Below are 14,184 nucleotides of genomic sequence, written 5' to 3'. Positions count from 1 at the left end.
TTCGGGGCGCCCACCGGGAACAAAAACCTCGCCATCTGCCCGCCATCGCCGGACGGATGCCGTCGCGTCGCTTATCGTCCCAGCCATGCAGGCCTCTGAACCGCACATCCTCGTGACCACATCCCGGATGCCGTTCGCCGTCGACGAGATCCACAAGCTCGGGGAGACCGGGCGGGACGTCACCGCCGCGGACACCTTCCGAGCGGCGCCGGGAAGTCACTCCCGCGGCGCGCGACGCCATCTCGTGTTCCCCGCACCCACCCAGCAGACCAACGCCTTCGTCGACGCGGTGATCGATGCGATCGGCGAGCACGACATCACCTGGCTGCTCCCGATGTTCGAGGAGGTCTTCTACCTCGCCAAACACCGCGACCGCATCTCCGCCGCCCACCCCGACGTCGAGCTGTTCTTCCCCGAATTCGAGACCCTCGCCCGCGTCCACGACAAGGTCGGGTTCACCGCTCTCTGCCGCGAACTCGGACTGCCGGCCGCGGAGTCGGTGACGACCACCAGTCGTGAAGAGCTGCGGGAGGCCACCGCGCGGTGGCCGCACTGGTTCGCCCGGGCCGCCTTCGGGCGTGGCGGACTCGACATCCTCACCAACACCGGGTCGCTGGCCGGGGAGTCCTCGGTCGACGATGTCACCCCGACGCCCGACGACCCGTGGCTCGTCCAGGAGTACCTCGCGGGGGTCGACCGGTGCAGCTGGAGCGTCGCCCACCACGGCGAGATCGTCTTGCACTCCTGCTACGAGCATCCCCTCGCGATCGACGACCGTGGCGGCATCGTCTTCCGGTCCGTCGACTCTCCGGAATCCCTCGCCGCGGCGCAGACCATCGCGCGAGAACTCAACTGGCACGGGCAGATCAGCTTCGACTACCTCGTCACCGACGACGGAGTCCACCACATGGTCGAGTGCAATCCGCGACCAACCGCCGGCTGCACCGTGGCAACGTCCGAGGAGTTCGACACCGCCCTGTTCGACCCGGGCGACCTCGTCGTCGTCCCGGCGGGGCGCAAGAAGATGATCAAGGCAGCGGTGCTGCGCGACGCGCTCCAGCACCCGTCTCATCTCCGCCGGAATCTCGTTGCGGCCAAGGGGGCGGGTGGTGTCTACGACCAGCCGCACGACCACCTGCCGTTGCTGTACTCGGCGTTGTCGCTACAGCACATCCTCGCCTATCGCAAAGAACTCGGGCTCAATCGCAACAAGAGCGAGGAACTGATGGCGACACAGTTCTTCGACGTGCTCTGGGACGGTACCGCGATCGCCTGAACAGGGCCGATACACAGGCTCGCGGTGTGTGATAGGTTACAGTAACTGTCGGTTACAGTTATTGGGGTCTCTCATGCAACCTGCACACGACGCGCCTGCTCACCAGGTGCTGATCGTCGGCGCCGGCTTCGGTGGTATGGGTGCCGCCATCGCCTTCAAGCGCCTGGGCATCGACGACATCGCGATACTCGAGCGGGAGGACGATCTCGGCGGGACCTGGCACGTCAACCACTATCCCGGTCTCGCCGTCGACATCGCCTCGGTCACGTACTCGTACTCCTTCGAGCCCAACCCGAACTGGTCGCGTCTGTTCGCGCCCGGTCCCGAGCTCAAGCGCTACGCCCACCACGTCGCGGACAAGTACGACCTCAAACGGCACATGGAGTTCGGGACGACCGTCGACTCCGCTGAGTGGGACGACGCCGCGCGGCTGTGGCGCGTGCGGACCGGTGACGGATCGCAGCGCACCGCCCGCTACCTCGTCACCGCGACCGGCTTCCTCTCCCAGCCCCACGTCCCGGACTTCCCGGGGATCAAGAACTTCCAGGGAAAGATCCTGCACACCGCGGCCTGGGAGGACGGCTTCGATTTCACCGGAAAGAAGGTCGCGGTCATCGGCACCGGTGCGACGGCCGTCCAGCTGATCCCGGAGGTGGCCGCGCGTGCCGACGCGCTCACCGTCTTCCAGCGGACGCCGATCTGGGTGGTGCCCAAGATCGACTTCGCGATCCCGGCCGCGGTGCAGCAGCTGTTCCGGCGTATCCCGTTGACGCAGAAGGCGGCTCGCCTGGTCAACACCTCGCTGCTGGAACTGCTGATGGTCTCCGGCGTCCTGCATTACAAGCAGCTCAAGCCCGGCAACAAGCTGGCCGCCCGACTGGCCAAGGCGCACCTGCGATCCCAGGTCTCCGACCCTGAGCTGCGTCGGAAGCTGACGCCCGACTACGACTTCGGCTGTAAAAGGCCGACCTTCTCGAACACGTACTTCGCCAGTTTCACCAAGCCCAACGTGACCCTGCAGACCAGTGGCATCGCCCGGCTCGAGGCCGACGGGATCCTGGCCGGCGACGGGACTACGACCGAGATCGACACCCTCGTGCTGGCAACCGGATTCAACCTGTGGGACGTGAACTTCCCCGCCTTCGACATCGTCGGGCGGGAGGGACGTAACCTCGGCAAGTTCTGGCGCGAGGGCAGGTTCCAGGCCTACGAGGGTGTCACCGTGCCGAAGTTCCCCAACTTCATCTCGCTGAACAGTCCGTACTCGTACAGCGGTCTGTCGTACTTCACCACGATCGAGGGGCAGATGAAGCACATCACCCGGCTCTTCGGTGAACTCCGACGCCGAGGGCAGGACACCTTCGAGGTCACCGAGATCGCCAACGACGCCTTCCTCGGCGAGGTGACCGACCGTCTGCAGTCGTCGGTCTTCTACAACGGCAACTGTGTGAGCTCGCGCAGCTACTACTTCAACCAGCACGGGGAGGCGACGCTCCTGCGGCCGGCCTCCACGTTGCGGACCCTGCGGGAGATGGACTCGTTCCCACTGGCCGACTACGCCTTCCGCTGAACCGAACCGGGCCGGTCGTCGGGAAGTCCGAGGTAGCCGCCGATCATTCGGCGGATCATCGCGGTGATCTCCGACCCGTCGGCTGTCGAAGGCGTCCGGGGCGGGTTCTCGGAATGTTCGGCTCCCAGTGACCTGCACGCCTGGACGATCATCGAGTCGATCAGCTGGGCGACCTCGAGCGGGCGCTCCTCGCCGTGGGCCGTGAGGGCCTCGACGAGCGGCTCCTGTAGTTCCCGGTGGAACCGTTGCATCGGCTCCTGTAGGACGCTCGGATCGACGATTCGGACGAGCGCGTTCGCCACTGCCTGTTCCGACCCGACGAACAGCTCGACGTTCGCACAGATGTATCCCCAGATCTGTTGTCCCGGTTCGGTCTGTGCGCCGACACGATCTCGGACGAATCGATCCCAACTGGGGAGGAGATCGGCCAGGACCGCACCCACGAGTTGCTCGCTGGACGAGTAGTACTGGTAGACGCTGGAGCGGGCGAGACCCACGCGCTTGCCGACCGCGGCCAGGGTCGGTGCCTCGCCGGTCTCGGCGAGGATCGCCTTCGCACCGGCCAGGATCGCCTGTTCCTGCTGTCGACGGTGTTCGGCGACGGTGGGCGCCTGGATGCGTGGCAAACGCCCACCTCCTCAGCTCATCTGGACGCCGGTGAGCCCGGGTTCAGTTGTCCGTCGATCATCTCGTACACCTTGTCACAGTGTATGAGAACGTCCTGGTCATGGGTCACCATCACGGTCGCGACTCCGTGCTCGTGCGCCTCGCGCGCAAGGAGTTCGACGATCTCGTGACTGCGCCGGCGGTCGAGGGCGGCGGTGGGCTCGTCGACCAGGAGGACATCCGGCCGCGTCATCAGCGCACGCGCGATACCGACGCGCTGCCGCTCACCGCCCGACAGCTGATGGGGGCGGCGCTTCGCCTTGTGCGACATGCCGACTCCGGCTAGCAGTTGGGCCGGTGAGCGGGACTCGGCGACGCGACCGAAGGTCAGCGGCAGACGCAGCTGGTCCTCGACCGTCAGTGCGTCGAGCAGGTTGCCGCTCTGGAACACGAACCCGATGTGTTCGCGACGGATCCGGGTCAGCTCCCGCTTCGACGCGGTTCCCAGGTCGGCGTCGCCGACGGTGACCTTCCCCGACGTCGGGGTGATGAGGCCGCCCGCGACCGCGAGCAGGCTGGACTTGCCCGATCCGGACGGGCCGACGACGGCGACGAATTCGCCGGCGGCGACCTCGAGGTTCACTGCGTCGAGTGCGGTGACCACGTCTTCCCCGTCACCGTGGACGAGACTGACGGCGTTGAGAGCGAGCGCGGTCATCGGTTGCCTCCCAAGGCGGTCAGAGGGTCGACCCGGGTGATGCGGAGTACCGCGACGGCGGCGCCGATCATGCCGAACAGGATCAGCAGCCCGCCGGCTGCGGCGACCGAACCGGTCTCCAGGGCAAAGGGCATCGGGGTGGATCCGATGGCGGCGCCGAGGCCGACGCCGATTCCGATCCCGACGCCGGCAGAGACGAGCAGCAGGATGAACGACTGCATCAGCGAGTCGCGCAGGAGGTAGCCGGTCGAGGCGCCCATCGCGCGCATCACGGCGATCTCCTGTCTGCGCTGGATCGTCCAGACGGTGAAGAACGCGCCGACGACCAGGGCCGAGATCGCGTACAGGAATGCCTGGATCAACGAGAGGGTCGAGGTCTCGGCGGTGTAGCCCGGTGAGGCGCCGAAGGATTCGTCGAGAGTGAGCGAGGTGGTGTCCGCGGCGGCGTCGCCGGCGGCCAGGTCCACGGATTTGTCGGCCTTCACCGCGACGGCGGTGATGTCGTCGTAGACGCGTGGCGGCACCGGTTCTCCGGGACGAGCTCCGGCGCGGATCTCCTGCCACGTCTTCAGCGGGACGAACGCGACGTCGACGTGCCCGAAGGTGCTCTGACCGCCGAGGATTCCGACGACCCGCAGCTGCGTGCCGAGCGGTTCGACGGTGACCGTGTCGCCGATCGACAGTCCGTCCTCGGCGGCGGTCTGGCTGATGACGAGCTCACCGGGGGTGTTCGACAGCGACTCACCCTTGGAGGCGGTGGGGCTGACGAAGCTGCCCGGTTCGACACCGAAGAGGGCGAGGTCGATGTCCACGCCGGTGTTGGTGCGTCCGTTGATCAGGGTGTTGCCGAACGGTGCGGCGTCCTCGACGCCCGGCTGCTCGGCCCATGTCCCGACCGCCGACGTCGGCACCAGGGAGCGGGAGAAGGCGGAGTCGGTCGCGATGTCTTTCTGGAAGGCGAAGGAGGTCACCGGCAGGTTCTTCAATCCGGAGACACCGTCGTTGACCAGACCGACCGACAGGCCGCTCAGCAGCACCATCAGGATGGCGATGAGTGCGACCACCGATCCCATCAGGGCGAATCGTCCGCGTGCGAATGAGAGTTCTCGAAGGGCAAGGAACACGTCACTGCCCTCGCATGTTTACCGACACCATGTCGGCAACGATACCGACGCGGTGTCGGGAAGGGGTGGTCCGTGCGGTGTGAGACCGGTCATGCGCAACACTGCTCCGCAGCGTGTGGGCGGGTTTAACCTGAGGTGCATGCGTGCTTGGGCGGTGACCGAGCCGGGGCCGATCGACACCCGACCATTGCGGCTCGTCGACAAACCTGAACCGCGGCCCGGGGCCGGCGAGTTGCTGGTCCGGGTTCGTGCCTGCGGTGTCTGCCGTACGGATCTCCACGTGGCCGAGGGGGATCTGCCGGTCCGCCGCGCAGATGTGACGCCCGGACACGAGGTCGTCGGAGACGTCGTCGAACTCGGTCCGGGCGCGGACGGCTTCTCCCTCGGTGACCGCGTCGGCGTCGCCTGGCTGCACCGCACCGACGGCACTTGTGATCGCTGCATCCGTGGTGCCGAGAACCTCTGTGCGGCATCGGTGTACACCGGATGGGACGTCGACGGAGGTTATGCCGAGCTGGTGACCGTGCCTGCGGCCTTCGCCTATCCGCTGCCGCCCGGGATCGACGACGTCTCGATCGCCCCGTTGCTGTGCGCCGGGATCATCGGCTATCGCGCGCTGCGGCGGACCGGCCTGCTCGACGACCTGGGAGCCGCCGCCGACCGCCCGAAGAGGTTGGGACTCTATGGTTTCGGCGGTAGTGCCCACCTTTGTGCGCAGCTGGCGATCGCGCTCGGCATCGAGGTGCACGTCCTCACCCGTGGCGAGCAGTCCCGACGCTTGGCCGCCGACCTCGGCGCGGCGTCGGTCGGTGATGCCACCGACGCGCCGCCGGTACCGCTCGACGCCGCGATCACCTTCGCCCCGGTCGGCGAGTTGGTACCGGTGGCGATGCGCGCGCTCGACCGAGGCGGCGTCCTGTCGATCGCCGGAATCCATCTCACCGACGTCCCGCCGCTCAACTACGAACGGGAACTGTTCTACGAGAAGGAGATCCGCTCGGTCACCGCCAACACCCGCGCCGACGGCGCCGAGTTCCTGACGCTGGCCGCCCAACACGGGGTCCGGGCGACCACCCACGAGTACCCGATGTCGCAGGGCGACCGTGCCCTCGCCGACCTGGCCGCGGGACGCTTCGACGGGGCGGCCGTGCTCGTCGCCGACCTCTGAGTCAGAGGGGGTTGAGCAGCTCCGGCCCGTTGTTGGCGACGCGGTTGACCAGCGGGGCGACCTCCCGGATGTCGATCGCCTCGACGAGCGGTTCGGTGGGCGGCGCGAACAGCTCGCCCGGCGCCCGATGATCCGGATCGAGCCAGGCATCCCAGTTGTCGTACGGCATGATCAGCGGCATCCGGTCGTGGACGTCGCGCAGTTTGCCGACGGCATCGGTGGTGAGGATCGAGCAACTCAGCAGCGGCGGGGCGTCGTCGGAGGTCTTGTCGTGCCACACCGACCACAGCCCGGCCATGAACAGTCGGGTCCCGTCCTGTGGAGACATGTAGAACGGGATTTTGGTGGGCTTGCCCTTGCCGTCGAGCGGACCCTTCTTCCACTCGTACCAGCCGTCCATCGGGACCAGGCACCGCTTGGACTTCACCGACGCGCGGAACGAACTCTTCTCCGCGGCGCTCTCGGCGCGGGCGTTGAACAGCAGCGGCCCCTTGCCGATCTCCTTGGTCCACGGTGGCACGAGCCCCCAGCGCATGGCGCGGATGCGCAGCAGCGGATCGTCGGTGGGGTCCTCCGGGGAATGCCGCTTGACCACGGTCATCACCGTGCTCGTGGGTGCGACGTTGTAGTTCGGGCCGAGGGCGCGCGGTGCGGGGGTGTCGAGGTCGAGGGCGTCGGGATCGGAGGGTTCCCTCGCCGGTTCGGGAACCTCGTTGACCGCGTCGATCTCCGCCGCGAGCTTCGCCGGATCGGTGGTCACCGCATAGCGTCCGCACATGGTCACCATGCTGCCCTACGCCTGCGACAGAGGGACCTCACACCGCGATGTCGGCGACCACGGCCTTCGTCACCGCGACGAGATCGGCCGGTGCCAGGGCGATCTCGAGGCCGCGTTTGCCGGCACTGCAGAGAATCCGGTCGAACTCGAGTGCCGAGGAGTCGACGACCGTCGGCAGGGCGGTCCGCTGCCCGACGGGGGAGACGCCGCCGAGGACGTAACCGGTGCTGCGGGTGACGGCCTTGGCCTCGGCCATCTGCGCTTTCGACGCGCCGAGCGCGGCGGCGGCGGCCTTCACCGACAGCTTGCGGGGGACCGGCACCACGGCGACGGCCAGACCGGGGCGGCTGCCACCGGACAGTTCGACGACCAGCGTCTTGAAGACCTGTTCGCCGATCACCCCGAGCTCCTTGGCCAGGGCCTCCACCGCCTCGGCCCCGTAGGCCTCCGATCGTGGGTCGTGGTCGTAGCGGTGCACGGAGTGGGCGATCTTCGCGCGTTCGAGGGCAGCGATCGCGGGTGTTGCCGCCATGGTCGGGGCCTCCTGGATGGGAACGATCTCGCGGGAACGGTCTGGGGAACTGACCTGCAGAGCGTATGCGACCTGCGCTCGATTCACCGTGACGGAAAGGGAGGCCCGATCGGCGTCGTTCGCCGAGATGTGCCCGATGGACGCAGCGTGATGTCGCCGGTCACGTCGGGAACAAACCGCCCGCCCCGTCCTGTTGTGACTGGTTGCGACACGAAGATCGGGAGCGCATGCGAGGAGGTAGAACCGAGATGAGCACAGCGGCGGTACTCGAACCACCGGTACTCGTGGAGGCGACGCACCTCCTGTCCGGGCCGGGGTCGGTAAGCTTGACCGGCAACGTCCCAGTGACGCCTCTCATCGAAGGGATCGTAGTGGCCGAAGCCGAGTCAGCCGACACCGAAGCAGCCGGTCCGGGGTCCACCGCCACCGGCTCCGCTGCGGACGCGTCCGCCGAGAAGGGTGCGCCGCGACGCGCCGATCCGAGCGAGTCCCCCGAGGAGCTCACCGAACGGTTCGAGCGCGACGCCCTGCCGTTGCTCGACCAGATGTACGGTGCCGCGCTGCGGATGACCCGCAATCCCGCCGATGCCGAGGATCTGGTCCAGGAGACCTACATCAAGGCGTTCACGGCTTTCGCGTCGTTCCGGGAGGGCACCAACCTCAAGGCGTGGCTCTACCGGATCCTGACCAACACCTACATCAACGGCTACCGCAAGAAACAGCGCCAGCCGGCGCAGTACCCGACCGACGAGATCACCGACTGGCAGCTCGCGTCGACTGCCGAGCACACCTCCCAGGGGTTGCGTTCGGCGGAGATCGAGGCCCTCGACGCCCTTCCAGACGACGAGATCAAGGCCGCGCTGCAGGAGCTTCCGGAGGATTTCCGGATGGCCGTGTACTACGCCGACGTGGAAGGCCTGCCGTACAAGGAGATCGCCGAGATCATGGACACCCCCATCGGCACCGTCATGTCCCGACTCCACCGAGGACGCCGTCAGTTGCGTGAGCTGCTGGCCGACGTCGCCCGAGAGCGTGGTTTCCACCGATCCGCCACGGCCAAGGGCGCGGAGGTGGCGCGATGAGCGACATCGATCCGGAACTCACCCAACTCGACTGCTCCGCAGTCATCGCCGACGTCTGGCTGCTGCTGGACAACGAGTGCGACGAGAACGCCCGCAAGCGGCTACAGGGTCACCTCGACACCTGCCCGTCGTGCCTCGCCCACTACGGCATCGAACGGCAGCTGAAGGCGCTCGTCAACCGCAAGTGCGGCGGCGACCAGGCGCCGCAGGGGCTGCGAGATCGTCTGCGCGTGGAGATCCGCAAGACGGTCATCATCCAAGAGGTCGCCGAGACCGACCGCTGAAACCCCCGTCACCCCCGGCGAACCCGGGGGTGACGACACGAAAAAAGCCCGGGTGGCCATGGTGGCCGTACCCGGGCGTTTTTCTTGGTGCTCGTTCGCCGAACCCCGCCGTGAGGCGGAGATCAGGCGTTCGGACGCTTGCCGTGGTTGGCAGCGTTCTTCTTACGAGCGCGCTTCTTGCGTCCGCGCTTTCCCATGACGCATCTCCTTTTGCCGGCGGATGGGGACATTCTGAGTGTCTCAGGCATTCTCCCACGTGCCAAAACCCGGTCGGCCATCGCCCGGTCGAGACCGGCCCCGACCCGACGTCGCCGGTCACCTCGTGGGCTAACTTATGTGCATGGCTGAAGACGTGGTGGCAGAGATCGTCGCGAGTGTCCTCGAGGTCCTGGTAGCACCCGGACAGCAGATCGAGGTCGGTGACACCCTGGTGCTGCTCGAGTCCATGAAGATGGAGATCCCCGTTCTCGCGGAGGAACCGGGCACCATCGCCGACCTCAAGGTGAAGGTGGGCGACGTCATCCAGGCCGGCGACGTCATCGCCACCTTCGAATAACCCCGCACCCCATGTCGACCCTTGCCGACCTGCTCGCCGAGCACACCACGCTCTCCGACGCAGCTGCCGCGCACCTGCAGCGCCTCGTCGCCGAGTGGCAGTTGCTCGCCGACCTCTCCTTCGCGGATTTCCTGCTGTCGGTGCGTACCGACGAGGGGGCCGTGGTCACCGTCGCGCAGTGTCGGCCCAACACCGCGTCGACCGTCTTCCCCACGGACGAGGTGGGCCGGGTCATCGACACCTCGGTGCATCCGCAGGTGCTCCGCGCCTTCGAGTCCGACAAGGTCCTCCGCGACGAGGACCCGACGTGGTTCGGCGCCACCGCGATGCGGCAGGAGGCCGTCCCGGTCGGGTTCGACGGTGCGGTGATCGGCGTGCTCACGCGCGCCGTCGACCTCACCCACCCGCGGCTGCCGTCGCCCCTGGAGCTCGCCTACCAGGACTCGGCGGACGATCTGTGCCAGATGGTCGCCGACGGCACGTTCCCGCACGAGGAGGGCAATCCGCGGGGACTGTCGACGCCTCGCGCCGGTGACGGTTTCATCCGGCTCGACCGGACCGGCACGGTCACCTACACGAGCCCCAACGCGCTCTCCGCGTTCCACCGCATGGGATGGACGGCGGAACTCAATCACACTCGACTCTCCGACGTGGTGAAACAACTGGTCACCGAGCCGTTCGAGGCCGACGACGTCGCGATGATGCTCGACATCGCCGCCGGGGTGGCCGAGGTGCCGACCGGCCCGTACCGCGACATCGGTATGCGGGTGGAGGCCGATGCCCGACGAGCGACGGTCCTCATCCGGGCGGTGCCGCTCCGCCCGAAGGGGGAGGAGTCCGGGAGCGTCGTGCTCATCCGCGACGTCACCGAGGTCAAACGGCGCGACCGTGCGCTGATCAGCAAGGATGCGACCATCCGGGAGATCCACCACCGGGTGAAGAACAATCTGCAGTCGGTCTCGGCGCTCCTGCGCCTACAGGCCCGGCGCACGTCCAACACCGACGCGCGGGAGGCGCTGAACGAGGCCGTGCGGCGCGTCGCGTCGATCGCCCTGGTTCACGAACTGTTGTCCGGCAGCGTCGACGAAGAGGTCGATCTCGACGAGGTCGTCGACCGTCTCGTCCCGATCCTGGTCGACGTGGCGTCGAACGAGTCACGGGTGACGGTGCGTCACCGCGACCGGCTCGGCGTCCTCACCGCGGAACTTGCGATGCCGCTGGTGATGGTGCTCACGGAACTGATCCAGAACGCGATCGAGCACGGATTCGACGGCTCGCCCCGATCCGACGCCGAGATCGCGGTCATCGCCGAACGTGACGTACGCAACCTCCGTATCGCGGTACGCGACAACGGCTCCGGACTGCCCGACAACTTCGACCTGGCGACCTCCGATCACCTCGGACTGCAGATCGTGAAGACACTGGTCTCGATCGAACTCGGCGGCGAACTCGACGTCCGGCCGAACCCTGAAGGGGTGGGGACCGAAGTCGGGGTGCACATCCCGCTGCGTTCCTGACCTGGCGCGGTCATCCGGGTGGTGAAAACCGTTGCCGGACACGAAAAAACCCGGCCGTGGCCGGGTTTTTTCGAATCCGGGCGAACGCCGGCTCGGATGAGCCTAGACGCTGCTGCGGGTGCGGGTACGCGCGGTACGACGCTTCAGTGCGCGACGCTCGTCCTCGCTCATGCCGCCCCAGACGCCTGCATCCTGGCCCGACTCGAGGGCCCACGAGAGGCAGTCAGCGGTGACCGGGCACCGTGCGCAGACGAGCTTCGCGTCGGCGACCTGCGCGATGGCCGGACCGCTGGTTCCCACGGGGAAGAACAGCTCCGGATCCTCGTCGCGACAGATGGCCTTGTGACGCCAGTCCATTCCACTACTCCTTCAGGCGCGTTTCCGCGCACCACTCGATTAGTTGATTGCTTGCTGATTGTTCGGCTGGTAACTCTCAGTTCACGCGGCCGCACCAAATGTTTCCGCGTTGTTGCTTGTGAATACTTTCACGAATCCAGCCGAAGTCAATGGTTCTCGGTCAACACGTGGGCAACATCACGTCCCGCGCCTACCACTCCAGCCAAAGCCGACCCCACGGGGGGTGCGGACAGCAGGTTTGCCGTCTGTGTAGTAGCCTACGCGCACCCCGCGGGTGATGTCGATGAGTTTCCGCTGGTCGCGACCCCAGGATGGCGCAAAATCCCTCGTGACGTGGAGTGACGCGGCGGGTACTCTTGCTCACATGCGTCGACGATGTTGATCCACACCACTCCGCTCCGGCCCTGGCGACCGGGGTCCGCAGCGGCGTCTGGCGGGCTGCGCCGTGGGTGCTGCCCTGCTCGAGGACCTGATCCCGCTCTACCCGGTCTACGCGATTCTCTTCGCGGACCCCACGGTCCCCGGGGCGGGGCTGTCGCCTGCTGAGATCAGTGCGCTGTTCGTTCTGTGGTCACTGTCGACGGTGATCGTCGAAGTGCCGACCGGGGTCCTCGCCGACCGGTTCTCGCGACGCCGCCTGCTGGTGGCGGGGCCGTTGGTCGCCGGCGCCGGTTTCGCGCTCTGGACCTTTGCCCCCTCGTTCCTGTCCTTCGCCGCCGGCTTCGTGCTGTGGGCGATCGGCGGATCGCTGCGTTCGGGCACGACCCAGGCGCTCGTCTACGACGAACTCGCGCATCTCGGCAGGTCGCAGGACTACGCCCGACTCTCGGGGGCGATGCGGGCGGCGGCCGCGGTGGGGGTGGTCGGCGGCACGACCCTGGCGGTGCCACTCCTCGAGTTGGGGTGGATACACCGCGGCAGGTGTCGCAAGTGTCACGGCCTGCGCGCTCTGCGCGCTGGTCTCGGCAGGACTACCGGAGACGGGCCGTACCGGAGTGGAGCGCTCCGGACAGGACGTGACGCCGGATGCCGGCACCACTGACCTCGACGAACCGGCCGGGTGGCTCCCGATCCTCCGCGGTGGGCTGCGCCACCTGCGCGACCGACCGACCGCACGCCGGCTGCTGATCCTGGTCGTCGCCCTGACCTGGGTCGCGGCGCTCGACGAGTACCTGCCGTTGCTGGTCGAGTCCTTCCTGGGCGGGCCGGTGTCGGATGCCGCGTCGCCGGAGGCCGTCGCACTGCTCATGATCGTGGTTGCGGCCGGCGACATCTGCGGTTCCCTTGCCGCCCGGCGCGTCCGGAACGTCGCCGCGATCGGCCCCGCGGTGGGACTCGGCGCGTCAGCGATGATCGTGGCCGCGCTCTGGGGTCACCCGGCCGGTGTCGTCGGCGTGGCCGTCGCCTTCGGGATCTTCGGGTGGGCGCTGGTGGTCGCCGACGCCGCGTTGCAGGACTGTCTGGACTCCGCGTCGCGGGCGACGGTCACGTCGATCGCGGGCGTGGGGGAGGAGATGATCGCGATCCTCGCCTTCACCGGATGGGCTGCGGGATCGGCGCATCTGGGACCGGCGGCGTTGTTCGCGACCGCCGCGTCACCCTATGCGGTGGCGGCGGGTGCGATGACGGTCAGGGCGTCGCGCCGATGGCGAAAACGTATGTCGCGGAACGCGCCGATGTAGTCGCCGTCCATCTGGACGTCGATCGGTGCCTCCGCGATGAACCGGACCTCGTCGACGTCGTCGTCACGAAAGAGATGATGTGCCTTGGGATCTGCCTGGGTCAGCAGCCGGGTGGCGAGAGGGAGGTTGCGCAACACCCCGGTCGACGTCGCCACGAACACGCCGAGTCCGGTGTCGAAACCGGTGGTCGGATTGGTGCGGATCTCGCGCGGCCCGAGGTAGGTCCACGGACTGGTGTTGGAGATGAAACCGAAACGGGCGCCGACGATCCGGTCGCGGCCGGGGATCTCGACGTCGAACGTCGCGGAGCTGCCGGCCTGCTTGAGGAAACTGCTGACGGTGGTCCACAGATACCGAGCAGGCGTGGCGGCCTTGCCCGCATGGCGCTTGTCCTCCATCGCATGCACCACGACGGCGTCCATGCCCATGCCGGTGTTGAACAGGAACCAGCGGTCGTCGGTGTGCCCGAGGCCGATTCGACGGCTCTCCCCGGAGTCGAGGAGCGAGATGATCTGCTGGGTCGCGAGCAGCGGGTCGGGGTCGATGCCGAGGGTGCGCGCGAATACGTTCGCGCTGCCGCCCGGGATGACGGCCAGGCTCGGCCGGCGCCGCGATGGGTCGCTCGTTCCCGGGGGATCGAGGAGGCCGTTGGTGGCCTCGTTCACCGAGCCGTCGCCGCCGTGGACGACGACCGTGTCGAAATCCTCCGCGGCCGCGCGGGCGGCGAGTTCGAAGGCGTGTCCGCGGTGGGTGGTGAGCTCGACGTCGAGGTCGAAGTGAGCGCTCAGTGTGTGCACGAGAGCATCGCGCCCGGCCGGACTGGTCGCGGTGGCGAAGGGATTGACGATGAGCATGACGCGCACGACACCCGAGGATATGGGGTCGGTGGCACAACCGCGCAATCCGCCCTTCCTCGGCAAGGTCGGGGAACGGG

General features: G+C 67.6%; 15 protein-coding genes and 1 pseudogene. 8 read left to right on the top strand and 8 right to left on the bottom strand.

Annotated features, from left to right (window positions below; translation table 11 throughout):
- Positions 1-85: 85 nt before the first annotated feature.
- Together RVF83_RS00215 and RVF83_RS00210 are read left to right on the top strand one after the other, a co-directional pair.
- A complete protein-coding gene (locus tag RVF83_RS00215; protein ID WP_005195236.1) occupies positions 86-1,276 on the top strand; it encodes a hypothetical protein in 1,191 nt (396 codons plus the stop codon).
- Between the two features lie 73 nt (positions 1,277-1,349).
- The gene (locus RVF83_RS00210) at positions 1,350-2,846 is read left to right on the top strand and encodes a flavin-containing monooxygenase (protein WP_005195235.1); all 1,497 of its coding nucleotides are present in this window, start codon (positions 1,350-1,352) and stop codon (positions 2,844-2,846) included.
- Here the strand turns inward: RVF83_RS00210 and RVF83_RS00205 are convergent.
- Genes RVF83_RS00205 through RVF83_RS00195 form a run of 3 tightly spaced genes read right to left on the bottom strand, consistent with a single transcriptional unit; the run spans position 2,831 to position 5,294 of the window.
- Entirely contained in the window at positions 2,831-3,472 is a 642-nt protein-coding gene (locus tag RVF83_RS00205) for a TetR family transcriptional regulator (protein WP_005195233.1), read from the bottom strand. The two genes, RVF83_RS00210 and RVF83_RS00205, sit on opposite strands and share 16 nt — an antisense overlap.
- 17 nt (positions 3,473-3,489) lie before the next feature.
- Complete coding sequence (locus RVF83_RS00200; RefSeq protein ID WP_005195231.1) at positions 3,490-4,170, bottom strand: ABC transporter ATP-binding protein; 681 nt, start codon at positions 4,168-4,170, stop codon at positions 3,490-3,492.
- Complete coding sequence (locus RVF83_RS00195) at positions 4,167-5,294, bottom strand: ABC transporter permease (RefSeq protein ID WP_005195229.1); 1,128 nt, start codon at positions 5,292-5,294, stop codon at positions 4,167-4,169. Before RVF83_RS00195 ends, RVF83_RS00200 begins: the two co-directional genes overlap by 4 nt.
- A 139-nt stretch (positions 5,295-5,433) precedes the next feature.
- Between RVF83_RS00195 and RVF83_RS00190 the strand changes: the two genes are divergently transcribed.
- A complete protein-coding gene (locus tag RVF83_RS00190) occupies positions 5,434-6,462 on the top strand; it encodes a zinc-binding alcohol dehydrogenase family protein (RefSeq protein WP_005195227.1) in 1,029 nt (342 codons plus the stop codon).
- Between the two features lies 1 nt (position 6,463).
- Here RVF83_RS00190 and RVF83_RS00185 read toward each other — a convergent pair whose 3' ends face one another.
- Together RVF83_RS00185 and ybaK are read right to left on the bottom strand one after the other, a co-directional pair.
- Entirely contained in the window at positions 6,464-7,240 is a 777-nt protein-coding gene (locus tag RVF83_RS00185; protein ID WP_039879989.1) for an SOS response-associated peptidase, read from the bottom strand.
- Between the two features lie 37 nt (positions 7,241-7,277).
- Positions 7,278-7,772, bottom strand: coding sequence for a Cys-tRNA(Pro) deacylase (gene ybaK, locus RVF83_RS00180; RefSeq protein ID WP_005195225.1), 495 nt, complete (start codon positions 7,770-7,772; stop codon positions 7,278-7,280).
- A gap of 371 nt (positions 7,773-8,143) precedes the next feature.
- On the opposite strand from ybaK, the gene RVF83_RS00175 reads away from it, so the two are divergent.
- Both RVF83_RS00175 and rsrA read left to right on the top strand, forming a co-directional pair.
- On the top strand, positions 8,144-8,854 hold the full coding sequence (locus RVF83_RS00175) for a sigma-70 family RNA polymerase sigma factor (RefSeq protein ID WP_039879988.1): 711 nt from the start codon (positions 8,144-8,146) through the stop codon (positions 8,852-8,854).
- Entirely contained in the window at positions 8,851-9,138 is a 288-nt protein-coding gene (gene rsrA / locus RVF83_RS00170; RefSeq protein ID WP_005195223.1) for a mycothiol system anti-sigma-R factor, read from the top strand. Before RVF83_RS00175 ends, rsrA begins: the two co-directional genes overlap by 4 nt.
- Before the next feature lie 122 nt (positions 9,139-9,260).
- Here the strand turns inward: rsrA and RVF83_RS23675 are convergent, their stop codons facing one another.
- Positions 9,261-9,335 (bottom strand): 50S ribosomal protein bL37, encoded by a 75-nt coding sequence (locus tag RVF83_RS23675; RefSeq protein WP_369758845.1) that lies wholly within the window; start codon positions 9,333-9,335, stop codon positions 9,261-9,263.
- A gap of 143 nt (positions 9,336-9,478) precedes the next feature.
- Here RVF83_RS23675 and RVF83_RS00165 point away from each other — a divergent pair, with 143 nt between their 5' ends.
- Together RVF83_RS00165 and RVF83_RS00160 are read left to right on the top strand one after the other, a co-directional pair.
- On the top strand, positions 9,479-9,694 hold the full coding sequence (locus RVF83_RS00165) for a biotin/lipoyl-binding carrier protein (RefSeq protein ID WP_005195222.1): 216 nt from the start codon (positions 9,479-9,481) through the stop codon (positions 9,692-9,694).
- 11 nt (positions 9,695-9,705) lie between these two features.
- Positions 9,706-11,211, top strand: a complete 1,506-nt coding sequence (locus RVF83_RS00160; RefSeq protein ID WP_005195221.1) for a sensor histidine kinase — start codon at positions 9,706-9,708, stop codon at positions 11,209-11,211.
- A 102-nt stretch (positions 11,212-11,313) separates the two neighbouring features.
- Here RVF83_RS00160 and RVF83_RS00155 read toward each other — a convergent pair whose 3' ends face one another.
- The gene (locus RVF83_RS00155; protein ID WP_004023450.1) at positions 11,314-11,568 is read right to left on the bottom strand and encodes a WhiB family transcriptional regulator; all 255 of its coding nucleotides are present in this window, start codon (positions 11,566-11,568) and stop codon (positions 11,314-11,316) included.
- Between the two features lie 445 nt (positions 11,569-12,013).
- On the opposite strand from RVF83_RS00155, the pseudogene RVF83_RS00150 reads away from it, so the two are divergent.
- Positions 12,014-13,250 (top strand): annotated as a pseudogene (locus RVF83_RS00150) (MFS transporter).
- Here RVF83_RS00150 and RVF83_RS00145 read toward each other — a convergent pair.
- Positions 13,169-14,104, bottom strand: coding sequence for a diacylglycerol/lipid kinase family protein (locus RVF83_RS00145; RefSeq protein WP_174351872.1), 936 nt, complete (start codon positions 14,102-14,104; stop codon positions 13,169-13,171). The pseudogene RVF83_RS00150 and the gene RVF83_RS00145 sit on opposite strands and share 82 nt — an antisense overlap.
- Positions 14,105-14,184: the final 80 nt, after the last annotated feature.

It is taken from the genome of Gordonia rubripertincta, from assembly GCF_038024875.1.
GTDB classification, from domain to species: domain Bacteria; phylum Actinomycetota; class Actinomycetes; order Mycobacteriales; family Mycobacteriaceae; genus Gordonia; species Gordonia rubripertincta.
The sequence above is the reverse complement of the archived record's forward strand: the minus strand, read 5'-3'. Positions and strand labels throughout refer to the sequence as shown.

What these genes read in the sequence shown, in the direction of transcription:
- RVF83_RS00215 (WP_005195236.1), top strand. Translation starts at nt 86, where the DNA reads ATGCAGGCCTCTGAACCGCACATCCTCGTGACCACATCCCGGATGCCG.
- RVF83_RS00210 (WP_005195235.1), top strand. Translation starts at nt 1,350, where the DNA reads ATGCAACCTGCACACGACGCGCCTGCTCACCAGGTGCTGATCGTCGGC.
- RVF83_RS00200 (WP_005195231.1), bottom strand. Translation starts at nt 4,170, where the DNA reads ATGACCGCGCTCGCTCTCAACGCCGTCAGTCTCGTCCACGGTGACGGG.
- RVF83_RS00190 (WP_005195227.1), top strand. Translation starts at nt 5,434, where the DNA reads ATGCGTGCTTGGGCGGTGACCGAGCCGGGGCCGATCGACACCCGACCA.
- RVF83_RS00185 (WP_039879989.1), bottom strand. Translation starts at nt 7,240, where the DNA reads ATGTGCGGACGCTATGCGGTGACCACCGATCCGGCGAAGCTCGCGGCG.
- ybaK (WP_005195225.1), bottom strand. Translation starts at nt 7,772, where the DNA reads ATGGCGGCAACACCCGCGATCGCTGCCCTCGAACGCGCGAAGATCGCC.
- rsrA (WP_005195223.1), top strand. Translation starts at nt 8,851, where the DNA reads ATGAGCGACATCGATCCGGAACTCACCCAACTCGACTGCTCCGCAGTC.
- RVF83_RS00165 (WP_005195222.1), top strand. Translation starts at nt 9,479, where the DNA reads ATGGCTGAAGACGTGGTGGCAGAGATCGTCGCGAGTGTCCTCGAGGTC.
- RVF83_RS00160 (WP_005195221.1), top strand. Translation starts at nt 9,706, where the DNA reads ATGTCGACCCTTGCCGACCTGCTCGCCGAGCACACCACGCTCTCCGAC.
- RVF83_RS00155 (WP_004023450.1), bottom strand. Translation starts at nt 11,568, where the DNA reads ATGGACTGGCGTCACAAGGCCATCTGTCGCGACGAGGATCCGGAGCTG.
- RVF83_RS00145 (WP_174351872.1), bottom strand. Translation starts at nt 14,104, where the DNA reads ATGCTCATCGTCAATCCCTTCGCCACCGCGACCAGTCCGGCCGGGCGC.